The 25,335-nt window shown below is 58.2% G+C and carries 20 protein-coding genes and 1 pseudogene; 9 read left to right on the plus strand and 12 right to left on the minus strand.

The window, feature by feature from the left end:
• Nucleotides 1-4: 4 nt before the first annotated feature.
• The 3 genes from J3D54_RS22780 to J3D54_RS22790 all read right to left on the minus strand — a co-directional run bounded on the left by J3D54_RS22780 (nt 5) and on the right by J3D54_RS22790 (nt 2,966).
• On the minus strand, nt 5-1,048 hold the full coding sequence (locus J3D54_RS22780; RefSeq protein ID WP_253422925.1) for a sugar kinase: 1,044 nt from the start codon (nt 1,046-1,048) through the stop codon (nt 5-7).
• Nucleotides 1,041-1,823, minus strand: coding sequence for a sugar phosphate isomerase/epimerase (locus J3D54_RS22785; protein WP_253422927.1), 783 nt, complete (start codon nt 1,821-1,823; stop codon nt 1,041-1,043). Before J3D54_RS22785 ends, J3D54_RS22780 begins: the two co-directional genes overlap by 8 nt.
• A 117-nt stretch (nt 1,824-1,940) precedes the next feature.
• Nucleotides 1,941-2,966 carry a LacI family DNA-binding transcriptional regulator gene (locus J3D54_RS22790; protein WP_367399627.1) on the minus strand — a complete coding sequence of 342 codons (1,026 nt, stop codon included), beginning with the start codon at nt 2,964-2,966 and terminating at the stop codon, nt 1,941-1,943.
• Nucleotides 2,967-3,208: 242 nt separating this feature from the next.
• On the opposite strand from J3D54_RS22790, the gene J3D54_RS22795 reads away from it, so the two are divergent.
• From J3D54_RS22795 to J3D54_RS22805, 3 genes are all read left to right on the plus strand, one after another.
• Complete coding sequence (locus tag J3D54_RS22795; RefSeq protein WP_253422928.1) at nt 3,209-4,054, plus strand: hypothetical protein; 846 nt, start codon at nt 3,209-3,211, stop codon at nt 4,052-4,054.
• Nucleotides 4,055-4,156: 102 nt separating this feature from the next.
• On the plus strand, nt 4,157-6,235 hold the full coding sequence (locus J3D54_RS22800; RefSeq protein ID WP_253422930.1) for a hypothetical protein: 2,079 nt from the start codon (nt 4,157-4,159) through the stop codon (nt 6,233-6,235).
• Nucleotides 6,236-6,488: 253 nt separating this feature from the next.
• Nucleotides 6,489-8,930, plus strand: coding sequence for an autotransporter outer membrane beta-barrel domain-containing protein (locus tag J3D54_RS22805; protein ID WP_253422933.1), 2,442 nt, complete (start codon nt 6,489-6,491; stop codon nt 8,928-8,930).
• A 64-nt stretch (nt 8,931-8,994) separates the two neighbouring features.
• Here the strand turns inward: J3D54_RS22805 and J3D54_RS22810 are convergent, their stop codons facing one another.
• The 5 genes and pseudogenes from J3D54_RS22810 to J3D54_RS22830 all read right to left on the minus strand — a co-directional run bounded on the left by J3D54_RS22810 (nt 8,995) and on the right by J3D54_RS22830 (nt 15,126).
• Nucleotides 8,995-9,492, minus strand: a complete 498-nt coding sequence (locus J3D54_RS22810; protein ID WP_253422935.1) for a hypothetical protein — start codon at nt 9,490-9,492, stop codon at nt 8,995-8,997.
• Between the two features lie 284 nt (nt 9,493-9,776).
• A pseudogene (locus J3D54_RS22815) lies at nt 9,777-9,954 on the minus strand (AraC family ligand binding domain-containing protein); the annotation flags it as partial.
• Between the two features lie 76 nt (nt 9,955-10,030).
• Nucleotides 10,031-10,672, minus strand: coding sequence for a DUF1345 domain-containing protein (locus tag J3D54_RS22820; RefSeq protein WP_253422938.1), 642 nt, complete (start codon nt 10,670-10,672; stop codon nt 10,031-10,033).
• Between the two features lie 183 nt (nt 10,673-10,855).
• Nucleotides 10,856-13,954, minus strand: a complete 3,099-nt coding sequence (locus J3D54_RS22825) for an efflux RND transporter permease subunit (RefSeq protein WP_253422941.1) — start codon at nt 13,952-13,954, stop codon at nt 10,856-10,858.
• A 14-nt stretch (nt 13,955-13,968) separates the two neighbouring features.
• Entirely contained in the window at nt 13,969-15,126 is a 1,158-nt protein-coding gene (locus J3D54_RS22830; protein WP_253422944.1) for an efflux RND transporter periplasmic adaptor subunit, read from the minus strand.
• 308 nt (nt 15,127-15,434) lie between these two features.
• Here J3D54_RS22830 and J3D54_RS22835 point away from each other — a divergent pair, with 308 nt between their 5' ends.
• Both J3D54_RS22835 and J3D54_RS22840 read left to right on the plus strand, forming a co-directional pair.
• Nucleotides 15,435-16,136 carry a response regulator transcription factor gene (locus tag J3D54_RS22835; protein ID WP_253422947.1) on the plus strand — a complete coding sequence of 234 codons (702 nt, stop codon included), beginning with the start codon at nt 15,435-15,437 and terminating at the stop codon, nt 16,134-16,136.
• 3 nt (nt 16,137-16,139) lie between these two features.
• Nucleotides 16,140-17,441 (plus strand): ATP-binding protein, encoded by a 1,302-nt coding sequence (locus J3D54_RS22840; protein WP_253422950.1) that lies wholly within the window; start codon nt 16,140-16,142, stop codon nt 17,439-17,441.
• Nucleotides 17,442-17,495: 54 nt separating this feature from the next.
• Here J3D54_RS22840 and pncA read toward each other — a convergent pair whose 3' ends face one another.
• Nucleotides 17,496-18,125: a bifunctional nicotinamidase/pyrazinamidase gene (pncA, locus tag J3D54_RS22845; RefSeq protein ID WP_253422953.1), complete on the minus strand. Its 630-nt coding sequence runs from the start codon at nt 18,123-18,125 to the stop codon at nt 17,496-17,498.
• Nucleotides 18,126-18,423: 298 nt separating this feature from the next.
• Between pncA and J3D54_RS22850 the strand changes: the two genes are divergently transcribed.
• The 3 genes from J3D54_RS22850 to nudC all read left to right on the plus strand — a co-directional run bounded on the left by J3D54_RS22850 (nt 18,424) and on the right by nudC (nt 21,063).
• Nucleotides 18,424-19,197: a class I SAM-dependent methyltransferase gene (locus J3D54_RS22850; protein WP_253422956.1), complete on the plus strand. Its 774-nt coding sequence runs from the start codon at nt 18,424-18,426 to the stop codon at nt 19,195-19,197.
• Nucleotides 19,198-19,413: 216 nt separating this feature from the next.
• Nucleotides 19,414-20,226: a crotonase/enoyl-CoA hydratase family protein gene (locus tag J3D54_RS22855; RefSeq protein ID WP_253422960.1), complete on the plus strand. Its 813-nt coding sequence runs from the start codon at nt 19,414-19,416 to the stop codon at nt 20,224-20,226.
• A 6-nt stretch (nt 20,227-20,232) separates the two neighbouring features.
• Nucleotides 20,233-21,063, plus strand: coding sequence for an NAD(+) diphosphatase (gene nudC, locus J3D54_RS22860; RefSeq protein ID WP_253422962.1), 831 nt, complete (start codon nt 20,233-20,235; stop codon nt 21,061-21,063).
• On the opposite strand, the gene J3D54_RS22865 is transcribed toward nudC, so the two are convergent.
• Nucleotides 21,031-21,810 carry a TSUP family transporter gene (locus tag J3D54_RS22865; RefSeq protein ID WP_253422965.1) on the minus strand — a complete coding sequence of 260 codons (780 nt, stop codon included), beginning with the start codon at nt 21,808-21,810 and terminating at the stop codon, nt 21,031-21,033. The genes nudC and J3D54_RS22865 overlap by 33 nt on opposite strands.
• 192 nt (nt 21,811-22,002) lie before the next feature.
• A complete protein-coding gene (locus J3D54_RS22870; protein WP_253422968.1) occupies nt 22,003-23,241 on the minus strand; it encodes an acyl-CoA dehydrogenase family protein in 1,239 nt (412 codons plus the stop codon).
• Between the two features lie 371 nt (nt 23,242-23,612).
• Here J3D54_RS22870 and sfnG point away from each other — a divergent pair, with 371 nt between their 5' ends.
• A complete protein-coding gene (gene sfnG / locus J3D54_RS22875; RefSeq protein ID WP_253422970.1) occupies nt 23,613-24,707 on the plus strand; it encodes a dimethylsulfone monooxygenase SfnG in 1,095 nt (364 codons plus the stop codon).
• A 122-nt stretch (nt 24,708-24,829) separates the two neighbouring features.
• Here the strand turns inward: sfnG and J3D54_RS22880 are convergent, their stop codons facing one another.
• Nucleotides 24,830-25,306 (minus strand): nuclear transport factor 2 family protein, encoded by a 477-nt coding sequence (locus tag J3D54_RS22880; protein ID WP_018929120.1) that lies wholly within the window; start codon nt 25,304-25,306, stop codon nt 24,830-24,832.
• Between the last annotated feature and the right edge of the window lie 29 nt (nt 25,307-25,335).

Consider the following 25,335-nt stretch of genomic DNA (forward strand, 5'->3'; position numbering starts at 1 on the left):
GTGACTATGCGGGCCTCATCGCGGGCAAGCCCGCTCCCACAGGTTTTGTGGCGTTCGCAAGTTTTGTGCTCGACACGGACACTGTGGGAGCGGGCTTGCCCGCGATGGCGTCCTTAAATTCGGCATACATATCGGCCCGGGTGGGCAACCCCTCCATATCCCCACGGCTCTGCACCGCGCGGCTACCAATCCAGTTGGCACGCTGCACGGCGTGGGCAACGCTGTGGTTTTCCAGCAGGGCGCTGATCAGGCCGACGGCAAACCCGTCGCCGGCACCGACCGTATCGACCACCGTTGCCACGGGCACACCTGCAACGAAACCTTCATCCTGATGCGTGCGGTAATACGCGCCGTGCGGTCCGAGCTTGATCGCCACCGCTTCGGCGCCTTGGTCGAGGTAAAACGCCGCGATGTCAGCCGGATCTTCAAAACCGGTCAGCAAACGCCCTTCACTCAACCCCGGCAGCACCCAATGGGCGAGGGCGGCGAGACGGTTGATCTCGCTGATCATCAGTTGTTCGCTGGCCCACAGGCTCGGGCGCAGGTTGGGGTCGAACGACACGCTGCGCCCGGCATTGCGCATGCGGGTCATCAATTCAAAAGACATTTCCCGGGCCGATGCAGACAGCGCCGGGGGAATGCCCGTGGCGTGCAAGTGCCGGGCCTTGAGCAGTTGGAGGTCGATGGACCGCACTGACAAATGACTGGCCGCCGAACCGCGACGGAAATACTCGACCACCGGATCGCTGCCATCATCGGCGCGGGATTTTAGTTGAAAACCAGTGGGGTGCGCCGGGTCGATTTCGACCTGGCGGCAATCCAGGCCTTCTTTCTCCAGCGTATCGATGACGAACTTGCCGAGCGAATCTGCACCCACCCGGCTCAGCCAGGCGACGTTAAAGCCCAATCGCGACAGGCCAATGGCAACGTTGCTATCCGCCCCGGCAATGCGCTTGTGGAAGTGGCCGACGTCGGCCAGTTCACCGTTCTGCTCGGCAACGAACATCGCCATGGTTTCGCCGAACGACAGAATATCGATTTCAGACATGCGCAGGCTCCAGGTGGGATTGGCCGAGGCGGGCGAGGGTAGCGACGTGTTCGGTGGTCAATTGCACCAGGTCATCGCCTTGCAGCGGATATTCCGCCGCGCGCATCACGTTCAGGGGCATGTGCTGCAGCAATTGTTGCCACAGATGCAAGTCATTGGCAGTCGGTGGCACCGCCACCCGTTTGCCGTCGGCCCGACGCGCCACTGCTTTACAGTGCACGTAGCCGACATGCCGACCGAGGAGCCGCGCGGCACTGGCGGCGGACTGGTCCTGCCATTGCCAGTTGCCAATATCGAAGGTCATTTTGATCGGCAGCTGATGCTCCTCGACATCGGCGAAGAAACGCTGGAACGGTTCGATGCGGCCGCCGTGCAAGGTCTGGTCGTTTTCCACCAGCAGCTGTACCGGGCTGCGGGCCAGTACGCGACTGAGGGTCTGGAGGTCATTCTTGTTGGTGAAGTAACCCAGCGAGACTTTCAGCCATTTGGCACCGAACGTTTCGGCGCGCGCCAGGGTGGTGATCAGTTCGGGATTGGGTTTCGACTGATCCGCCAGCCACAGTTCTATCGGCGAGGAATAGATGCTTTCCAAGCCTTGGGACTGGGTGTCGGTTGCCAGTTGCAGCGGGTTTTCGTCCGTCAGCAACTCTTCGCGCCATTCGATGTGCGTGGCGCCGGCAGCGGCCAATATCTCGATGAAACTGCCTTGGCCGCGTTGACGCACAAGCTCAGCGCCGTAGCTGGACAGGCTGATGGAAACGGCTGGTTTATTCATTGTTCTATACCTCTGAAACCGGTTTCATTTTTGTTCAAAAAAATATTGATATTGGGTTATGTGGTGCTCTTCAGGGCCTCATCGCGGGCAAATCGGATCGCGATGAGGCCCGAACATTCACTGAAGACTTCCAAGAGTCGACCCCCGCACAATCAACCGCGCCGAAAAATCCATTGTTCGCACCGGCCCGTCATCCCCCCGCAACCGCTTGAGCAAACACTCAAACGCACTCGCGCCAATGTCCTCGGTCGGTTGGGCGAGGGCGGTAATCCCGCTGCCCACCAACGGATACCAATCCAGATCATCCAGGGCAATCAGCCCGACATCCTCGAACAGGTTGCACTTCAATTCACGCAACGAATGGGTGCTGGCCAGCGCCGCAATGCCATTGGCACAAAACAACGCTTTCGGACCTGGGCCAGGAGTGTTGAGGAAGGTTTTCAGCCGCGAGGTCAGTTCGCTGCCGGTCTCAACAACCGCACCGGTTAATGCAGGGCGTTGCTCGATCTGCGCCTTGAAACTGCTGACCCGCTCAATCCGCGAACTGGTGCCGTCATACGGCTCGGTCACCATCAACACATCGCGATAACCGCGTGCTTCAAGGTGGGCAACGGCCATCTCGACAGCGGCCGGATTATCCAGCCCCACCAAGTCGCTATCGAGCTGCTCGACCTTGCGATCCACCAGCACCATGGGCATTTCCCGATGCAGCTCGCGTAACTCATCGCGGTGGTGGCCAAGGGTGTTCACGATCAAGCCTTCGATGTTGTACGAGCGCAGTAACGCCAGGTGCTGACGTTCCTGCTCGTCATCGCGATCGGTGTTGCACACCACCAGGCTGTAGCCGTGTTGACGGCAGGCGGTTTCCACCCCGTGCATCACGGCAATCGAATAAGGGTTACGGATATCGGCCACCAACATGCCGATCAGGCGCGTGCGCCCACGTTTAAGTCCACGGGCCATCTGGTTGGGGCGGTAGCCCAATTCGGCAATCGCCTGCTCGATGCGCAGGGCCGTGGCATCGGAGAGCAGGGCGCGGTCATCGCCGATGAAGCGCGAGACACTGGCCTTGGAGACCCCGGCGTGTTCGGCGACGTCGAGCATGGTGACGCGGCTGCGTTGGGCGGCGGAGAAGTCGTTCACGGTGATGGACCTTGTTGTTTTGTGGTGTTGCCATTTCGTACACAAAGTTGCTGAAACCGGTTTCAGGAGACACCATCTGTACCGTAGTAGTCAACCGAGTTGCGCTGAGTGATAGGTCAGTTATCCGGCTATTTCCGACAGGCGGTAGTTTTACCTGTCAGATTTGACAGTAGTCAACGGCCGGATGTGGGCGCTTAATTTCTTGCACGTGAAGGGTGATACAACAAGGCGAGAAATTATTCATGTCAGCACCTATTGACCCACTTGCAGCAGGGAGCGCCTCCAATGCAGGCGTGCTACTTGACGTTCCTCGGGTGCAGGGAGTCGATCCAGTGGATACTGCTGGGACATTACCGGACGATGCGAAACAAAATGGCATCGTTTGTATCATTCCCCGCTGGCCGGCGTTCCCGACAGACGCTCGTATTGACGAGGTCGAAATCTTCATAGTTGGAAACCCCAATTCGATTGCGCAACGCAACTATGGCGCTGCCGATGATGCAGCGGAGTTTCTCATTCCGATAGGGCCGACATTACTTCCGGATCTGCCTACGTTTGAAATCATGTACACGGTTCGTTCGGTCAACATTACGACATCCCCGCCACGACGCCTGACGTTTGCAATTGTTGCGCCGCCCCAAGTTCTCAAGGAAGCGACTTTTCCCGATGCAAACCTTTGGGGCTATATCAACTGCACTAAAAACAATCCTCAGAATCCTGATTCTTTATATGTTTGGGAGGGAATACGCATCCTTGTTCCGTTCGACAATCGTTTTCAACTGTTGGATGTCATCGAACTGGTATGGCAGGGGTGGGACTCTTTAAACGGGTCAGGGACGGCGCTGACACCTGCAGTTACGTTCACCGGGACGGTAACAGATATCACCAACAAACAACCGATTTCGATCGTTATACAACCGTTTGTCCCGCATATCGAACCTATGCGTGACAACGATTCTGCAACCACAAGTTATTTGCTGTTGCGCAATGGGGTTCCGATGTTCAGCTCTTTTACAGGGCTGGTGAAAATAGACAGGGTGATTCCGGGTAATAGTGGTTTTTGTTCGGATGCAAACTGGATGAAGTAAGGGCGTTGTTGTAACTGGAAAGCGACTGATGTTGGCGGTAAACGCTGTTGTCGATGATGTAAGGATTGATATTAAATTTTTTCAGCGTAATGGAGAAAGTACATGACAATTTATCAGGCTGGAACATCTGGGCAAGGCGGTGGAATATTGGCAGCCCCTTTACCTGAGTTACCGGATGGCCGCGGTCCCAACCGTGACACTATTCCCATTGCCGCCATTCCTGTGGGCGCTGCTCTCACGCTTTTATTGGATACAACCGTTCCTGTAAACCAGAGAGATGGTGATCAGGTGACACTGGATGTCACGCGAACCCAGCCACCTACCAATCCAACTGCCGCAGACTACACAAGGCTTCCACGCCTTACTCTCCCTGACACGAATGACAGGCCTGTTAAATTCCCGTTCCCAGTGCCCACCCAATTTCTGGGAGAAGATGCAACGCCAGCCGGCCCGACAACGCTGTGGGTCCGTTGCGTGTATTTTGAACGGGGCTTCAACTCGCTGACTTCAGACTTCGTTCCGTTTCTCATTGACCGTACCGCGCCCTGGCAAGCGAAACCGGCGCAGACGGGCACCAATCCCGGACAAACACCCGGTGTTAAATCAACTCCGTTGGTAACGTTTCCCAATGCCCCTGGCGACCTGGACGACACCTGGGCGAATCTCCCGGGAAGCTCAATGGGATTGAGGGTGGCGATTAACACCACTTACCCCAATGCTCAGCCAACAGACCGCGTGCGACTCTATGTGGCAGGTCAACGAAGCAATCCTCCTCAGGTTCCGGCCTTCTACAATAACGTTATGCCTGCCAGTGGTGAGGTAGAGATTCCGACCGCCGAGCTGAGGAAGATAACCACCGGCAGGGCTTTCATCTGGTTCATTATTACTGATGAGGCAGGCAACGAAAGCGCTTGGTCAGTGAGTTTCAAAAACACTCGTTTTCTGCCGCTGCCCGTGTTGGGTCCATTGGTCGTCCCGGCAAACGCCGATGGTCTGATCGAGCTGAAGGATGCGCGAGCAGGTGTAACGGTGGAAGTGAATCGGCCGGTTAACACACTCGACGACGACGAGGTGAGTGTCAAGTGGGGATCCCAGGCGGCCCAGGACTTGCCGTTCGGCCCCGCCACCAAGCTGATTTTCACCATTCCCTGGGCGAATCTGAGCACAGAATATTTCGATAATCAGACCGGCACGGATTACGAGCTGGCTGTTCTGGTCAGGGCTGACTTGATGCGTGCCAATGTATCTGTCAGCGATGAGGATATATCCGTAAACACGGATTTCTCGACGCACCCTCCTTATGTCGTCGATCCATCCAACCCGCCTCCTGAGGTCAATCCCGAATTCAAGGCATTGATTGTGCGGGGACAGGCACCTGTGACGGATAACGTGCTAGGCCCACACGACGCCAATCAAACGGCTACGGCACACATCGATGTTTCGCCTGCGGGTGGCGGTACATTTCCAGACCCGCAACCGGGTGACCTGTTAACCCTGATGTTCCTTGGCGATCAGGGCGAAGTGGTCGTAAGTTCAACTCTGTTGAACGATTCAAATATCAATACAGTCATGGACGTTGAATTGCCTTACAGCGTTGTCGGTCCAGGCGGTCTGGGGACAAAGCAAGTATGGTGGATATATGAAAATCCCGGTCGTAACAACACTCAAACGTCGGTAAAAACGCCTGTGACGGTCAACACCGTCGTCATCAAACTTGATCCGCCGGAGTTCGTACGGCCGCCCGCAGATGGCACTGCAGATCCGTTCATCATTTGCGAGAGTCTGACCGGTGTGGATCACGTGGCCAGATTCCGGATTCCGCCAAATAGCCATTTCGTCCGGGATATGGATATAACCTTCAACTGGCGTGGGTTCCGCACGGATGATTATCAAACGCCGGCACCGGATGATACTGAGTTCACCCAAACCAGGAAAATTACCGATTCCGAGCTGACGGCCGGGATGATCTTTGATGTTGGGCTTTATGATCCGGTGATTCGCAATGTTCCAGAGCCTCCGCCGGCAACCCCGGACTCCTCAGAATTTTACGCTGGTTATGTGAAAGTCTGGTATTCGACACCGACTGTGCCTACATCGGGGGTAACGGAAATGACGGTTTACTTGCTCAATGCCGACTTCTTGTACTGTGAGTCGGAACCGGGTTGGAACCCCGCGCCATAACCATTGCTTAAATGCGTAGAGCTGCGTTCGCCGGGAGAGTTTACCTCTCCCGGCAGTGCTATCGCTGTCTGTCGTTAAAAGCACAGATTGTATTTCGCGGGCAATGGATAAATCCCGCTCATAAAAGGAATAGTCCTACATAGAAGGTTCTAAGTTGTAGGTATTATCCGACGCCGCCAACGACGGACGTCTGATGGAGCATCTCTTTGAACCGTCTTTCTACCGTCCCGACAAAACTCAGAGAGTTGTGACTATGAAGTTTGAAAAGATACTGGGACTGAAGGTTTTGAAGTTTACAGGTTTGCTCCCTTATGCAGTGGTAATAATGGCCACATCAGAGACCGCCTATTCGGGAAATCTTGCACCGGGAGACGTAGTAACCGTCTCCAGTGGTGCAACGCCTGAAGCGTGGTTTATCCCTAAAACGGCTACTCTAAACATTAACGGTGCCGGCGCGCTGAATATCGAGGTCGGTGGTGGAACACTCAACGGCGACACCGCTGCCACATCACAGATAGATGCATCTTCAGGTGCCCTCATCAATCTGGCCCAATCCACGGTGACTAGCACAGGTTTTGATACCGCACTCGCATTGACTGACAGCTCGGCCACTGTGATAGGCAGTACATTGACCAGTCAAGGCAGGGCAATGTCATTGGCTCGGGACCTGCAGACTCCTGTGGGATCAACCGCGACCGTAACCGGCAGTACGTTGCGTGGAGGTATTTCAGGTGCAGCAGTGACTTCGCTCAGTACGTTGAACCTCGCCGATACCCGGGTGGAGGGAACGGATCCGGATGGTATCGGTCTGGAACTGTTCGGCGGCCACGCCAATGTCAGTGCCGACAGCCAGATTATCGGCGGGCTCAACGGCGTCATGTTCGGGGACGACACCGTACTGAATCCCGGCGATGTGATGGGACAGAGCCGGTTGATGGTGGACGGTTCAATCGTGCAAGGACTTACCGGCGCTGCGATCAGTGTCAATTTTGCTACTCCGGCCGGCCAGCCGGTCTTGATCGAAGTAAACAACGGTTCCAGCCTGATCGGAGGCAACGGCAATATCCTGGAGGTGATCGATGGCGCCGCTGCCCGATTCCAGGTCGACAACAGCAAGCTGTTTGGCAACATCGAAGTCGCTGAGGGTGGACAAGCCAGCGTGCTGTTGCGAAACGCTGCAAGCCTTGACGGCAATCTGGTCAACGTTGATTCGGTCACGCTCGATACGCAAAGCTCCCTGAATGGCAACATCCAAGGTTCCGGAGCTGGCGTGGTCACACTGGACAATAATGCGGTCTTACATGGTGCCGTCACTGGAGTCAGCAACATGTCGATCAGCCGTGGTGCAGAGTGGAACATGGTGGGTAGCAATGCTCTCACCAGTCTTGACATGCAGGGCGGCAGCGTACGCTTTGGTACGAATCAGGAGTTCACACGCCTGGATATCGCCACCCTGTCAGGCAGCGGTCAGTTCCTCTTGGATACGGATGTTGCCACCGGAAAAACCGATTTTTTGAATGTCACGGAATCGGCATCGGGCAAGCATGAGTTGGTGGTGGCTGCTACCGCCAGCGAACCGGTCAGTGCCGCGCCGGTCAAAGTGGGCAATATCGCTGCGGGGGATGCGCAGTTTTCCTTGAAAAACGGCCAGGTGGATGTCGGTGCTTTAGCTTACAAACTGGTGAAAGAAGGCGAAGGGCTGTTCCTGCAACCTGATGCGACGAGTCCGAGCACAGGTTCAATAACAGCCATGGCAATTGCCGGCACCGCCCCCACAGTGATTTATTCTGAAATGACTACCCTCAATACTCGTCTCGGGGACCGCCGCATGGCCGGCACCCAGCCTCGAGCACGATCCGTTTCTGCCTTGGACTCGGATACTCAAGGCTCGACATCCGGTGTCTGGATACGTACTTACGGAAATCAGTACAACGTCAAAAATGCATACGGTGATGGCTATAAACAAAATCAGACCGGGGCCTCCGTGGGGGTGGACACGCCACTGCCTGTGGGTAACGGCCAATGGCTGATCGGCGCTTTTGGTGGTTACAGCACCACTCGCCTGAATCTGACGCGTGGCAGCGCTGGCACGATCGACAGCGTTTATCTGGGTACTTACCTGACCTGGTATGACGAAGAGAGCGGGTATTACGTTGATACCGTCGCCAAGATCAACCGCTTCAATAACAAGGTTAAAGTCACGCTGAGTGATGACACTCGTACAAAGGGTAACTTCGACAATGTGGGTTTGAGTGGTTCTGTCGAAGTCGGCAAGCACATCGCCTTGAACAAAGGCTATTTCATCGAGCCTTCTGCACAACTGGGTGTGGCAGCCGTGGGAGGTAAAACGTACCGTCTGGACAACGGATTGCATGTGGACAGCGATGAGACCCGCTCTCTGCTCGGCAAGGTCGGCCTGACGGTTGGCCGTGAACTGGTTTTGGACAATGGCAGCAAGCTTCAACCGCGACTGCATGCCGCCGTCAGCCATGAGTTCGTCAACAGCAACCGTGTCAGTGTGAACGACACAGACTTCAACAATGATTTGTCCAGCACCAGCCTGGACTTGACCGGCGGACTGAACTGGATACCCGCAAACAATAAATGGCAGGTGTATGCCGAGGTCGGAACCAGTCGTGGCACCAAAGTTGACCAGGAGCTGGGGGGGAGTGTGGGGTTGAGTTTTAACTTTTAGGTAGAATGATGGCATAGAAAAGGAAGCTTAAAAGCTTCCTTTTCTATTACGTGCAGTTGGCGATTTATTTTCGGCTCCGGCTCATATTGACGTTAACAAGAAATTCTCCTTTGATCGGAAACAGACTGTTGCCATCTGACCCGCCATGATCAAACAAAGCGCTCCACATCGCGGTCAGGGTTTGTTCGATTTCATCATATTGAAACGTGATGCTACCGCTCTCTGCTACGTGTAAATCACCGTTCACAGGATTTGAGTTGTAGGTCACTCTGACATCTTCGATATCTTTGGATATTGAAGATGTTCCCGTTCCAGGTCTTGTGAAAAAAACAAATTCGATCGTTTGGGTCATGCCATTTTCAGTGTGTCCAGCTCTTAACCAGTAATGCTGGCCGTCGGGGAAATCCTTCAGCTCGATTGAAGGGATAGAGGTAGAGCGAAACTCCTTGAATGCGGGGATTTTGACGTGTTTGAAATTTGGATCGGAATCGCCATTGATGGTGGCGGACAAGTACGCTTGTGCTGAAAAAGTTGTCGCGTAGGCCCGGGCTGCGAAGCTCATGAGTTTATCTCCATACATGATAGTTAGAGGCATCCAAAGACTGAGCAGTCCTAATCCTGGATAAGATATAAAAGCCCAAGAGCGCCTGGCTGTAAACTGTCAGAGTTAACAGTTTACAGGTGGTGTTTTTTGTGCGCCCTTTAGTGCGGCGCAGCGCACTTCTGTGGTGGTGTTTTTACACACCTGTCAACTGGGGATAAAATTTAACCAGGCAGACACCAACAAGAGCAGTCCCATGAGTTGTTTAAGTCGTTGTTGCTTTGTTGGAGAAATACCTAGCTCGGCGTGCTCTGGTGTTTTGTTCGTCGGCAATTGAATTGCTGGACGCCTTGTTCGGTTACGCCCCACCAGATAGCTATCATGCCAGTGCGGGTCGTAGGCATGGCCTTCGAAATGCGCTCGCAAGGTCTTGACGCCGGTGTCGGCGTCCCGGGCTAGGTCGATTCGGTTGTGAGGGGACATGCTGCGCCTGTAAAACGGATTGCAGGCTTATTTAACGCCAGCGTTGAGGTCGAAGACTAGAACGTTTGTGCACGCATCAGTTGAACAGTCCCGCCGCAATATTGATTGAAAACCCGAGAATCGCTGTGTTGAACAGAAAACTAATCAGCGATTGCGCCAGCACGATTTTGCGAATGCCCCGTGTCGCCACGCTGACATCCGAGGTCTGCACTGCCACGCCGATGGTGAAGGAGAAATACAGGAAGTCCCAATAGTTAGGGGTTTCCAGGCCTTCAGCGAAGCGCAGCGCCAGGTCTTTGCCGTCCCAGGTGTAGAACAGGCGGGCGTAGTGCACGCTGAAAATCACGCCGATTAGTAGCCACGAACCGATGACCGTCAACGCGGTGAAGCCGTAATGCAGCAGCTTGCGACTGGTTTCCAGGTCCTTGCTGCCGGCCAGTTCGAAGGTGATGGTCGCGAGGCTGGCAATCGCCGCAATGCACACAACGAACAGCACCAATCCGGCGTTTTCATCTTCGATCTCGGCAATGCGCTTTACGTCCGGGGCTTTGGCGCGTGTGGCGAGCCAAACCATCAGGATCAGGTACGTCCAGACCCCGACGTTCCAGCCGATGAGGATTTTACTGATGATCGAACTGGCCGGAGCCAGAATGCCTGCCGCGATGCCAAGGGTGGCGGCGGCGGACAGGCGAGGGTGGGTGCGGGCGAGTAGGGGCATGGAGGCTCGATGCGTTAGGACTTTGCAAACACCTTAGCCCAGCGCAGTCCGTTGTGACCATAACGATAACCCCCTGTAGGAGCGAGGCTTGCCCGCGAAGGCGGTGTGTCAGTCAACATTTATGTTGAATGTTATGGCCCTTTCGCGGGCAAGCCTAGCTCCTACACGGGAGTGTGTCGCTAGTTAGGTTTTCTTATGGCGCTTGCGCACGAGTTTCATCACCACCACAAAAAACACCGGCACAAACACCACCGCCAACGTCGCCGTGATCATTCCGCCGATTACCCCGGTGCCGATCGCTTGCTGGCTTGCCGAACTGGCCCCGGTAGCAATCGCCAACGGCACCACGCCGAGAATAAACGCCAGCGAGGTCATCACAATCGGGCGCAACCGCAGGCGCGCCGCTTGCAGCGTGGCATCGATCAAGTCATGACCTTCGTCATACAGGCTTTTGGCAAACTCGATGATCAGGATCGCGTTCTTCGCCGACAGGCCAATGATGGTGATCAGCCCGACCTTGAAGAACACGTCATTGGGCATTCCGCGCAATGTCACGGCCAGTACGGCGCCGAGCACACCCAGCGGCACCACCAGCAACACCGAGGTCGGAATAGACCAACTCTCATACAGCGCCGCCAGGCACAGGAACACGATCAGCAGCGACAGCCCGAGCAGCATCGGTGCCTGGCTGCCGGACAAACGTTCCTGCAGCGACAACCCGGTCCATTCCTGACCCAACCCCGCCGGGCCTTGCGCCACCAGCCGCTCGATTTCCGCCATGGCTTCGCCGGTGCTGTAACCCGGTGCCGGTTCACCGGAAATGCTGATGGCCGGGTAGCCGTTGTAGCGAGTCAACTGCGCCGGGCCCTGGGTCCAGTTGGCCCGGACGAAGGCCGACAACGGCACCATTTTTTCAGCGTTGTTGCGCACGTGAATCTTCAGCAGATCGGCGACCTGGCTGCGTTGATCGCCTTCAGCCTGGACCACCACTCGCTGCATCCGCCCCTGATTGGGGAAGTCGTTGATGTAGGCCGAACCGACCGCCGTGGACAGCACATTACCAATGTCGGAAAAGGACACGCCCAGCGCGTTGGCTTGTTTGCGGTCGACTTCCAGCTGCACTTGCGGCGCTTCGGCCAGCGCGCTTTCGCGCACGTTCATCAGGATCGGGCTTTTTTCGGCGGCGGCCAGCAACTGGCTGCGCGCCTGCATCAGCGTGGCATGGCCGAGGCCGCCACGGTCCTGCAAGCGGAACTCGAAACCGCTGGAGGTGCCGAGACCATCAACCGGCGGTGGCAGCACCGAGAAAGCCATGGCATCCTTGATCTGGCTCAGTGCGATGTTGGCGCGATCGGCGATGGAACTTGCCGAGTCGTCGCTGCCCCGATCCGACCAGTCCTTGAGCGTGGTGAATGCCAGCGCGGCGTTCTGCCCGCTACCGGAAAAACTGAAGCCGAGAATCACCGTGCTGTCGCCGACACCTGGCTCGGTGGCGTTGTGCGCTTCGATTTGCTCGACCACCTGCACCGTGCGGTTCTTGCTCGCGCCCGGTGGCAGTTGAATGTCGGTGATGGTGTAACCCTGATCTTCAACCGGCAGGAACGAGGAGGGCAGGCGACTGAAACACAACCCCAGACCGATCAACAGTACGCCGTAGATCAGCAGATAACGCCCCGTGCGTTTCAGCGCATAGGCGACCCAGCCCTGATAGCGCTCGGTCAATTGTTCGAAGCGCCGGTTGAACCCACCGAAGAAGCCGCCCTTGGCATGATGCTCGCCCTTGGCAATCGGCTTCAACAGCGTCGCACACAGGGCCGGGGTCAAGGTCAGGGCGAGGAATGCCGAGAACAGGATCGACGTGGCCATGGACAGCGAGAACTGTTGGTAAATCACCCCGACCGAGCCCTGCATGAACGCCATCGGAATGAACACCGCCACCAGCACCAGGGTGATGCCGATGATCGCTCCGGTGATTTGCTTCATCGCCTTGCGCGTCGCTTCCTTGGGCGACAGGCCTTCGGTGGCCATGATTCGCTCGACGTTCTCTACCACCACAATCGCGTCGTCCACCAGAATGCCGATGGCCAACACCATGCCGAACATGGTCAGCACGTTGATCGAAAAACCCAGCGCGAGCATGGTCGCAAACGTGCCCATCAATGCCACTGGCACCACCAGCGTCGGGATCAGCGTGTAGCGGATGTTCTGCAGGAACAGGAACATCACCGCAAACACCAGCACCATCGCCTCGCCAAGGGTGTAGACCACTTTGGTGATCGAGACTTTAACGAAGGGCGAGGTGTCGTACGGGATCTTGTATTCGACACCGGCCGGGAAATAGCGCGCCAGTTCGTCCATTTTCGCCCGCACCCGCGTTGCGGTGCTCAGGGCATTGGCGCCCGGCGACAGTTGCACGCTGACGGCGGTGGACGGCTTGCCGTTCAGGCGTGTGGAGAACTGATATTCCTGGCTGCCGATTTCGACCCGCGCCACATCACGGATGCGCACGGTGGAGCCGTCAGGATTGGCCTTGAGCACGATGTCGGCGAATTCTTCAGGCGTGGACAACTGGCCTTTGACCAAAATGGTCGCGGTGATTTCCTGAGTGGTGCGCGTCGGCAAATCGCCGATGCTGCCTGCGGAAACCTGTGCATTCTGCGCAACGATAGCGGCGTTGACGTCAGCCGGGGTCAGGTTGAAGCCGATCAGCTTCTGCGGGTCGATCCAGATCCGCATCGCCCGTTCGGCGCCGTACAACTGAGCCTTGCCGACGCCGTCCAGCCGCTTGATCTCGTTCATCACGTTGCGCGCCAGGTAATCGCTGAGCGCCACATCGTCGAGCTTGCCGTCGCTGGAGGTGAGGGTGATCAGCAGCAGGAAACCGGCAGAGACTTTCTCCACCTGCAAACCCTGCTGGGTGACTGCCTGAGGCAGGCGCGACTCCACCACCTTGAGGCGGTTTTGCACATCGACCTGGGCCATTTCCGGATCGGTGCCTGGCTGGAACGTCGCGGTGATGGTGGCACTGCCGAGGCTGCTCTGGGATTCGAAGTACAGCAGATGGTCGGCGCCGTTGAGTTCTCCCTCGATCAGGCTGACCACGCTTTCGTCCACGGTTTGCGCCGAAGCACCGGGGTAGGTGGCGTAGATTTCGACTTTCGGCGGCGCAACGTTCGGGTACTGCGCCACCGGTAATTGCCCAATGGCCAACGCACCGGCCAGCAGGATGAACAAGGCAACCACCCAGGCGAATACCGGGCGGTCGATAAAGAACTGCGGCATAAAAAGCGTCCTGCTTACTGACCAGAAACCTGGGCAAGTGGAAGAGGGGTGTTGTCGATCTGGACTTTTTCACCGGGGCGCGCGTGTTGCAGGCCTTCCGTGACGATGCGGTCGCCGGGCTTGAGGCCGCCGGTGACGATCCAGCGATCGTTCTGCACCGCGCCCAACTCGACGGGTTGTTGGGCGACTCGTTGTTCGGCGTCAAGCAACAGCACTTGTGCAATGCCGGCGCTGTCACGCTGGATGGCCCGTTGTGGCACGCTGATGCCTTGCTGATTGAACGCTTGCTCCAGACGCACGCGAACGAAGCTGCCCGGCAGCAGGTCGAGGTCCGGGTTGGGGAACTCGCTGCGCAGAATGATCTGACCGGTGCCCGGGTCGACGCTGATGTCAGTGAACAACAACTTGCCGGGCAACGGATAAAGGCTGCCGTCGTCCTGGATCAGCGTGGCTTTGGCCTGACCTTGGCCCACTTCCTTTAGCTGGCCAGAGCGGAAGGCCCGGCGCAGGTCGTTGAGCTCACGGGTCGACTGCGTCAGGTCAGCGTGGATCGGGTTCAACTGTTGAATCAGTGCCAGCGGCGTGGTTTCGTTCTGCCCCACCAGCGCGCCTTCAGTCACCAGCGCGCGACCGATGCGCCCGGAAATCGGCGCGGTGACGGTGGCATAACCCAGGTTCAGTTTCGCCCGCTCCACTGCGGCTTTGTTGGCGGCGACATCGGCGGCGGTCTGCCGCGCATTGGCGCGGGCGTTGTCGTAATCCTGTGCACTAATGGCATTACCTTCGATCAACTGAGCGTAACGCTGCTCCTGTAGCCTGGCCTGGAACGCGTTGGCCTCGGCCTTGCGCAGCGCGGCTTCGGCGCTGTCCAGGTCGGCCTTGAACGGCGCCGGGTCGATACGGAACAGAACGTCGCCTTTTTTCACGTCGCTGCCTTCGCGAAAGACCCGCTGCAACACCACGCCGGCGACCCGAGCGCGCACTTCGGCAATCCGTGGCGCGGCAATCCGCCCGCTCAGTTCGCTGCTGATCGACAGAGGGCGCGCTTCGATGGTTTCGATGCGCACCGTGGCCAGCGGTGCTTGTTCTTCGGCGGTCGAAGACTGGTCACAAGCACTCAGTGTCAACGCCAGGGCAATCAGGCTGAGTGTGGCAAGCAGGTTCTTTGACATGGAAATACCCCAATAATGACTGCCCGCATCCTACGGGGAGTCGACGAGAGTAGCGGTGAAGCTTTGTTGGTGCTGTGTGAAATTGTGTAAGGGTTTTGCTCGCGTATGCGTGAGGGCGTATATCCTTCGCAGCTTGAAACTTTTTGCGCCGGTTATGCCGCCATCGCGGGCAAGTCGGATCGCCGCACCGCCGCTCCCACAGGGATTTGATACGGACACAGATTTTGTGTACACCACCGACCACTGTGGGAGCGGGCTTGCCCGCGATAGCGGTCTACCCGTCGCCACAGCACTTTCTGGAAACACCCATGCCCAACATCCTCCTGGTCGAAGACGACACCGCGCTCTCCGAACTGATTTCCAGCTACCTGGAACGCAATGGCTACTCAGTCAGTGTGATCAGCCGCGGCGATCATGTACGCGAACGAGCCCGGGTCAATCCGCCGGACCTGGTGATTCTCGATCTGATGCTGCCCGGGCTCGACGGCTTGCAGGTCTGCCGCTTGTTGCGGGCGGACTCGGCGACCTTGCCGATTCTGATGCTCACTGCCCGTGACGACAGCCACGATCAGGTGCTGGGCCTGGAAATGGGCGCCGACGACTACGTCACCAAACCCTGCGAGCCCCGTGTGCTGCTGGCCCGCGTCCGCACGCTGTTACGCCGCAGCAGCCTCAGCGAACCGTTGACCGCCAATGACCGCATTCTGATGGGCAACCTGTGCATCGACCTTTCCGAGCGCACCGTGACCTGGCGCGAGCAATTGGTGGAGTTGTCCAGCGGTGAATACAACCTGCTGGTGGTGCTGGCCCGGCATGCCGGCGAAGTGCTGAGCCGCGACCAGATTCTGCAACGCCTGCGGGGTATCGAGTTCAATGGCACCGATCGCTCGGTGGACGTGGCCATCTCCAAACTGCGGCGCAAGTTCGACGACCACGCCGGTGAGGCGCGCAAGATCAAGACTGTGTGGGGCAAGGGCTACCTGTTCAGTCGCTCCGAGTGGGAATGCTGAACCATGTTCAGAATCCTGTTTCGTCTGTATCTGGTGACCATCGTCTCGTTCAGCGCGGCGATCTACCTGGTGCCGGACCTGGTGATCAAAGCCTTCCACGAGCGTTTTGTGACCTACAACCTCGATTATTCCCGAGGCTTGCAAACGCTGATCGTCAAACAGTTTCGCGGCGTCCCTGTCGAGCAGTGGCCCGCACTGGCGGCGGAAATGGACAAGGAGTTCCAGCCGCTGGACATCATTCTGACTCGCAACGACGATGCCGAATTTACCCCGGATGAACGCAAGCGCTTGCAGCGCGGGGAAAACGTCGTGCGCATCGGCGACTGGGGCTGGCGCACCCTGGCGGTGACACCGTTGAACGAGCAAATGGTGGTGGAAATGGTCGTACCGCCGGACCCGACAGACGTCAGTTGGTTGTACTGGAGCATCAACGTGCTGATCGGCGCGACCATGCTGGCTTGCCTGTTACTGTGGCTGCGCCCGCACTGGCGCGACCTTGAGCGCCTCAAGGGCACCGCCGAACGCTTCGGCAAGGGCCACCTGAGCGAGCGCACGCAGATTTCCCGCAGCTCCAACATCGGCAGCCTGGCCAACGTATTCGACACCATGGCTGGCGACATCGAAAACCTGCTCAACCAGCAGCGCGACTTGCTCAACGCCGTGTCCCACGAGCTACGCACGCCGTTGACGCGACTGGATTTCGGCCTGGCCCTGGCGCTGTCCGACGACTTGCCAGCCACCAGTCGCGAGCGTCTGCAAGGCCTGGTCGCGCACATTCGTGAACTGGATGAGCTGGTGCTGGAATTGCTGTCCTACAGCCGTCTGCAAAACCCGGCGCGGCTGCCGGATCAGGTCGAGGTGTCGCTGGATGAATTCATCGACAGTATTTTGGGCAGCGTCGATGAAGAACTCGACTCGCCGGAAATCGTTATCGATGTGCTGCTGCATGGCCAGCTCGAACGTTTCTCGCTGGACCCGCGATTGACCGCCCGGGCGATCCAGAACCTGCTGCGCAACGCCATGCGCTATTGCGAAAAGCGGATTCAGATCGGTGTGCAGGTGTGCGCCAAAGGCTGTGAGATCTGGGTGGATGACGATGGCATCGGCATTCCGGAGGAAGAGCGGGAGCGGATATTTGAACCGTTTTATCGGCTGGATCGCAGTCGGGATCGCGCCACGGGTGGGTTTGGCCTGGGACTGGCAATCAGCCGTCGAGCGCTGGAAGCGCAGGACGGCACGTTGACCGCGCAAGCATCACCGCTGGGTGGGGCGCGGTTCAGGCTTTGGTTGCCGACACCCGTCTGAATCTTGCAACATCCCCTCGCCACAGGTCATTACCCGTCACAGGTGTTTGAGCGCTCAGCCGAGTAATTCGGTTGAAGGAATCAACCCGACCCCAGCCACCCGCATCCGCTCAATCGCTGCCGCCAGCGAACCTTCCAGATCAATCGCCCGACAAGCATCCATCACCACAAACGCATTGAACCCCGCCGCCCGCGCATCCAGCGCAGAGAACATCACGCAGAAATCCAGTGCCAGCCCAACCATGTAAACCGTGTCGATGCCGCGTTCTTTCAGATACCCGGCCAAACCGGTGGTGGTGGTTCGATCCGCCTCCAGAAACGCCGAATAACTGTCGATGTCCGGGTTGCAGCCCTTGCGGATGATCAGTTGGGCGTGGGGCAGGTCCAGCTCCGGGTGGAACTCGGCGCCGGATGTGGCCCGTACGCAATGTTCCGGCCACAGCGTCTGTTCACCGTAAGGCAGCTGAATCACGTCGTAAGGCTTGCGTCCGGGGTGGCTGGAGGCGAATGAAGCGTGGCCGGGCGGATGCCAATCCTGAGCAATGATGACCTGTTTGAACTGGCGACTCAGGCGATTGATCAGGGGCACAATCAGATCACCCTCCGGTACCGGCAATTGACCACCGGGAATGAAGTCGTTCTGTACATCGATGACCAGTAAGGCAGCGCGTGAAGAAATTGGCATGGGGTAGGTTCCTCCTTGGAAAGTCGGGTACAAGCATAGTGACAAGTTCGCTGGAGTGCTAAGCCGGCTTCTCAATAACTTCGCCGGGCCCTCCAGTGCTGCCGCCGGGATATGCCCGATCAGCATCAAGGCGTGTTCCATGCTCGCCCAATAGACAACGGTCATGGACCTCATGGGCGATGGACGGTGAACACCGCAGTGTGAACAATTATTCATTTTTTTCTGACAATCATTGCAAGGAAAGCGCAAATCGAGGCGCTATCCTCGACAGCGTTCGTTGTCCATTTGGAGAACTGCCATGAAAGATCAGGTCCATCCCTCTGCGGCCGCAGGGTATAAAACCGGTGCCGACACCTATGTCCGTGGTCGTCCGGATTATCCACCCCAAGTGGCTGACTGGCTTACGGTTACCCTTGAGTTGAACGCCGATAGAACCGTGCTCGACCTAGGCGCCGGCACCGGCAAGTTCACCGGGCAGTTGGTGGCGACCGGGGCGCAGGTGATTGCGGTGGAACCTGTACCGCAGATGCTGGAGAAACTGTGCGAAGCCTTTCCTGAGGTACTGGCAGCGAGCGGCACCGCCACCGACCTCCCGCTGCCGGATGCGTCGGTGGACGTGGTGGTCTGTGCTCAGGCCTTTCACTGGTTTGCCAGCACCGAGGCGTTGACCGAGATTGCCCGGGTGCTCAAGCCCGGCGGCAAGCTGGGGCTGGTGTGGAACCTGCGCGACGCCAAGGTCAGCTGGATGCCAAAACTGGATGCGATCGTCAACGCGCTGGAAGGCGACACACCGCGTTATTACACCGGCGCGTGGCGCGAAGCCTTTCCACATCAGGCATTCGGGCCGTTGCAGGTGCAGTATTTCAGTCATGGTCATACGGGGTCGCTGGAGGATGTAATTTTCAATCGGGTGCGCTCCATCAGTTATATCGCTGCGTTGCCGGTGGCGGAGCGGGCGAAGGTTGATGCACAACTGCGGGCATTGATTGCCGGGGAACCGGCGCTGAGGGGGCGGGATGTGGTGACCGTGCCTTATGAAACCGTAGCGTTTGTGGCAGTGAAGGGCCGTTAGATCGGCGGTGCGGCCTTCGCGACTAAGCCCACACACAGGGAATTTGTGAGCGCCAAAGACCCCCTGTGGGAGCAGGCTTGCTCGCGAAAGGGCCGGTCCAGACGCTAAAAAAACCTGAAGCCAGTCCCGCATTTGGCCGAACCGCTGCCTTACTGCCGGCACGGATGCCTTGTTATAGTTCGGGCTTCATTTTCTGCCCGGTAAAGGATCACTGCCATGTCTCAATACACCGCCTTCAGCGTCGAACTGGCCGATAACATCGCCCATGTGCAGATCAACCGCCCGGAAAAAATCAACTCGATGAACGCCGCGTTCTGGAGCGAGATCATCGAAATTTTCCAGTGGATCGACGATACCGATGAAGTGCGGGTGGTGGTGCTCAGTGGTGCCGGCAAGCATTTTTCTTCCGGCATCGACCTGATGATGCTCGCCGGTGTGGCCAATGAGTTGGGCAAGGACGTCGGCCGCAATGCGCGTCTGCTGCGGCGCAAGATCCTGGCGCTGCAAGCGTCGTTCAACGCCGTCGACAACTGCCGCAAACCGGTGCTGGCGGCGGTTCAGGGTTATTGCCTGGGCGGCGCCATCGATCTGATTTCCGCCTGCGACATGCGTTACGCGGCCCAGGACGCGCAATTTTCCATCAAGGAAATCGATATCGGCATGGCGGCCGATGTTGGCACCTTGCAACGCTTGCCGCGGATCATCGGTGACGGCATGCTGCGTGAACTGGCTTACACTGGTCGCACCTTTGGCGCCGAAGAAGCGCGTAACATTGGCCTGGTCAATCGCGTCTACAGCGACACCGCCAGCCTGCTTGAAGGTGTGATGGGGATTGCCCGTGAGATCGCCAGCAAGTCGCCGATTGCCATCACCGGCACCAAAGAGATGATCAGCTACATGCGCGACCATCGCATCGACGACGGCCTCGAATACGTCGCCACCTGGAACGCCGCCATGCTGCAATCCACTGATTTGCGCGTGGCCATGGCTGCCCATATGAGCAAACAGAAACCCGAATTTCTGGATTGATTAAAAATGACTTCACGCTGGACCACTGCAGTACTGGACACCGATCAACCCGGCGGCTGGGCCGTGGCGCGCAGCCCCGAAGGTTTTTTGTTCGATGACAATGGCGCGCTGTTTCCACGGGAATGGCTCAAACGTCAGGACTTGTCGATTCTCGCCGAGCACGGCATCGGTCACCTGGATGGCGAACCGGTCTACCTGCTGGAGCTGCGCAGTCACAGCGAAGTGCCCGGCTGCAATTGGAAAGGCCTGCGGGCGTTCATGCTCGACGGCGACCACACCGTCTACAAGGTTCTGGGTTATGCCGCGCAAATCGGCACCTGGGCCCGTGAACATCGTTTCTGCGGCAACTGTGGGCAGGCGATGATCCAGGTGCCGCGTGAGCGGGCGATGTACTGCGAACCCTGTGATTTACGCCACTATCCGCGTATTTCGCCGAGCATGATTGTGCTGGTGACCCGTGGCGACGAGGTTTTGCTGGCCCGGTCGCCGCGCTTCGTCACCGGGGTCTACAGTACGTTGGCCGGGTTTGCCGAGCCGGGTGAGTCAGCCGAAGATTGCCTGATTCGCGAGGTCCGCGAAGAGGTGCAGATCGAGGTCAGGAACATCCAGTACATGGGCAGTCAGTGCTGGCCGTTCCCGCATTCGATGATGCTCGGTTTTCACGCCGAGTACGCTGGGGGCGAGATTGTCTGTCAGGAAGACGAGATCGAAGACGCCCAGTGGTTCAATGTGCACGAGCTGCCGCCGTTGCCGGCGTCTCGCTCGATTGCCCGTTACCTGATCGACGTTTATGTGGCGCGGCGCTTAGGCCACGCTGAACCAGTGCTGCCAGGCTAGGCGCACGGTCAGGCCGAGCACCACAGTGATGAACACCGGGCGAATGAATTTCGCACCGCCGCTGATGGCGGTGCGTGCACCGAAGAAGGCGCCGACCATCACCGACAGGCCCATGCTCAGGCCGATGATCCAGTCTACTTGCCCGGAAAAGATGAATACCGACAGCGCCGCGATGTTGCTGACGAAGTTCATGCTGCGCGCCACGCCGCTGGCCTTGACCAGGTCGATGGGGTAGAGCAGCAGGCTGCTGACGGTCCAGAACGCGCCCGTTCCCGGGCCGGCCACGCCGTCGTAGAAGCCGAGGCTGAAGCCTTGGCTCGATTGCCACTTTTTCCTGATCGGTGCATCGCTGTCCAGCGGCGCCTTTGGCGTGCCGCCGAACAACAGGTACAGGCCGCAGGCGAAAACGATCACCGGCAGCATCTTGTTCAGCCATTCTGCCGGCAAGTAATGAGCGACCACTGCGCCGGTGAGTGCGCCGACCAGCGTGCCGACGATGGCGTGCACCCATTGCCGAGGATGGAACAGCTTGCGCCGGTAGAAGGTGAAGCTGGCGGTGGCCGAGCCGAAGGTCGAACTGAGTTTGTTGGTGCCCAACACCAGATGCGGCGGCAGGCCAGCGGTCAACAGCGCCGGGGTAGTCAACAGACCGCCACCACCTGCGATGGCGTCGATGAAACCGGCAATGAACGCGACAAGGGCCAGAACGGCCAGGGTAGTGAGGTCAACGCTGAGTTCGAAAGGCATGGAGGGGGCTTATTCGGCTGGGTGCAGAAAGGGCTGCACGAAAGGCCGGTATGTTACCCATAAAGTTATCCTGTTACAGCCGATCGTTCCCACGCTCTGCGTGGGAATGCCGCCATGGGCGCTCCGCGTCCGCTTTGGATGTAACGCGGAGCGTCACGGGATGCATTCCCACGCAGAGCGTGGGAACGATCATTACCGGGTGGCAGGCCCATTACCTATCTGCCACACATACGGCGGTTCAGTCCCGTTGATCGCCCAGTCCCCGACAATCCGTGCCTTGTAGATCACCGGGTTGTGTGAGGAAACGGTCCGGGCATTGCGCCAATGCCGATCCAGCGATTTACTTTGGCGAACATCCGAAGCACCAAGGGCGTTGAACAGCTCAGTAGTCGCCCGCTGGATCAATTCCGAAACCACCACCTGCGCTCTGGCCGATTCGATTTCCGCCGCCACATTCGCCGCGCGTTCCAGCGTTTCATCCCCTGAGAACCGTGCCAGATAAGCCCGTTGCGCCGGTTGTGCGGCTTTCAAGGCACTGGCTTCGGCGGCGTACACCCACGCTGCCACTTCACCCACAACCTGCTGCACTTGCGAATCCTCGCTGACCCGCTGCGCATTGCCATGGCTGTAGATGCGTTTACGCTCGCGCACCTGATGCACCACATCGCGCAACGCAGCGCGGCCGATGCCGGTCAGGGTCGCCAGTAACACCAACTGATAAAACGCCGTCTGGTATTTGAAACGGGTGGCGAAGTCGATGATGTTTTCGGCCTCCACTTCGGCATCGGTAAAGCGCGAGGTGCCGCTGCCGGTGGTGCGCTGACCAAAACCGTCCCAGTCATCGCTCTGCACTATCCCCGGCTGGCGTGTGCGCACGGCGACGATCACGTCGCCGCCGGTATCGCTGCGTTGGGCATAGACGTCGATCCAGTCAGCGAAAATGCTGCCGGTGCTGTAGAACTTCTCGCCATTGAGCCGCCACTGATCGCCGTGGGGAGAAACTTTGGTGATCACATCGCCGATTGCCACGGCGCCGATCTCGGTCCAGGCATTGCCGACGATGTCACCGTCGACAAAGCGTTTGAACCACAGATCCCGGCCCGGCCCCGGGGGCGAGTTCAAGCGGTCCTCGGCAAAGGCGAAATGCCCGCGCAAAGCCTGGGGCACGTTGGAGTCGGCTTCGGCCAGTTCAATCAGCAATTCGAACAGCTGTGGCAGGGACGCGCCGCCACCGCCGTATTCAACCGGCACTCGCACCGCGCCGAAACCGGCGTCCTTGAGCCACTGAATCGGCTCGTACGGCAGGCTGCGGCTTTGCTCGCGTTCGACGGCTCCGGCAGCGATGCGCTGGAAGATCGGCCGAAAGCGTTCGGCTAGTGCTTCATAGTCAGTGCCGATGGACAGCGGGTTGATTACCTGGTGATCGGTCATGGGACAGCTCCTTGGCGTGGTAAAAAATTGGCATTTAAAAGCGTTGCATGCCAGGGGCAATTGCACGGTCCATGCCGAAGCTCACAGGCATAGTTTATTGGAGGGTGTGGATTTCGGCGTGGCCTGAATTGTTGCTGTACCAACAGTGCATCAGCAAATTGCTTCAGCCCATCACATATCTGTGGCGAGGAAGCTTGCTCCCGCTGGGCTGCGCAGCGGCCCCAAAATATTGGTGAGCGCTGCGCACTGGTGCGCCAGCCCGGTCAAGCGGGAGCAAGCTCCTTCGCCACAGTTCTCTCTCGCCTCAAGAAATCAGCTGGCACGGTTGCTGCTCTGGCTAAGGACTTCCCTGAAAAAACGAGGACACGCCAATGAGTCAGCAAGCCGTCAAATTTGCCTACTGGGTGCCGAACGTCAGTGGCGGGCTGGTGGTCAGCAAGATCGAGCAGCGCACCCACTGGGGCATCGACTACAACCGCAAACTGGCGCAACTGGCCGAAGAGGCCGGGTTCGAATATGCGTTGACCCAGATCCGCTTCACCGCTGGCTATGGCGCCGAATTTCAGCATGAATCGGTTGCCTTCAGCCATGCATTGCTGGCCGCGACCAGCAAGCTGAAAGTGATTGCGGCGATTCTGCCGGGGCCATGGCAACCGGCGTTGGCGGCCAAACAACTGGCGACCATCGATCAACTCACCAACGGCCGGGTGGCGGTGAACATTGTCAGTGGCTGGTTCAAGGGGGAATTTCAGGCCATCGGCGAACACTGGCTGGAACATGACGAGCGTTATCGCCGCTCCGAAGAATTCATTCGCGCACTCAAGGGCATCTGGACCCAGGACAACTTCACCTTTCGCGGTGACTTCTACCGTTTCGACAACTACAGCCTTAAACCCAAGCCGCTGGGCCGGCCGGAAATCTTCCAGGGCGGCAGTTCCCGTGCCGCCCGGGACATGGCCGCGCGGGTTTCGGACTGGTATTTCACCAACGGCAACACTCCAGAAGGCATCAAGGCTCAGGTCGACGATATCCGCGCCAAAGCGACCGCGAACAATCATTCGGTGAAGATCGGGGTGAATGCGTTCGTCATCGCTCGCGATACTGAAGAAGAGGCGCGGGCGGTGCTGGCGCAGATCATCGATCAGGCCGACCCGCAAGCGGTGAATGCGTTTGGCGATGCGGCGAAACAGGCGGGCAGGGCGTCGCCCGAGGGTGAGGGCAACTGGGCCAAATCGACCTTTGAAGATCTGGTGCAGTACAACGATGGCTTCAAGACCAACCTGATTGGCACGCCGCAGCAGATAGCCGAACGGATCGTCGCGTTGAAAGCCGTGGGTGTGGACCTGGTGCTGGCGGGGTTTCTGCACTTTCAAGAAGAAGTGGAATATTTCGGCAAACGGGTGTTGCCGCTGGTGCGGGAGCTGGAGGCCAAAGTGGCCGTAACGCCACAAGCCGCGGTCGCCTGAACACACAAAAAAAATTTGTGGGAGCCGGGCTTGCCCGCGATAACGGTTTCACATTCAATAAGTAAGTTGTCTGTGACATCGTCATCGCGGGCAAGCCCACTCCCGCATGGATCTCGGTGGAGTTACAGACCCAGGTCGGACAAGCCCGGGTGATCATCCGGTCGGCGGCCCAGCGGCCAATGGAACTTGCGCTCGCTTTCCTTGATTGGCAGATCGTTGATGCAGGCGTAGCGGTTGAACATCAGCCCGTTCTCATCGAACTCCCAGTTCTCGTTGCCGTAGGAACGGAACCAGTTGCCCGAGTCGTCGTGCCATTCGTAGGCGTAACGCACGGCAATGCGGTTGTCACCATGGGCCCAGAGTTCCTTGATCAGCCGGTAGTCCAGTTCCTTGGCCCATTTGCGGGTCAGAAAAGCTTTGGCTTCTTCGCGGTTGTGGGCGAACTCGGCGCGATTACGCCATTGGGTGTCCAGGGTGTAGGCCAGGGACACCCGCTCCGGGTCGCGGGAGTTCCAGCCGTCTTCGGCCAAGCGAACTTTTTCGATGGCCGATTCACGGGTAAACGGCGGCAATGGCGGACGAACTTCGGCAGTAGACATATTAAGTCTCCCTATCAAATTAACGTTCA

This window comes from Pseudomonas sp. GGS8 (genome assembly GCF_024168645.1).
GTDB lineage: Bacteria > Pseudomonadota > Gammaproteobacteria > Pseudomonadales > Pseudomonadaceae > Aquipseudomonas.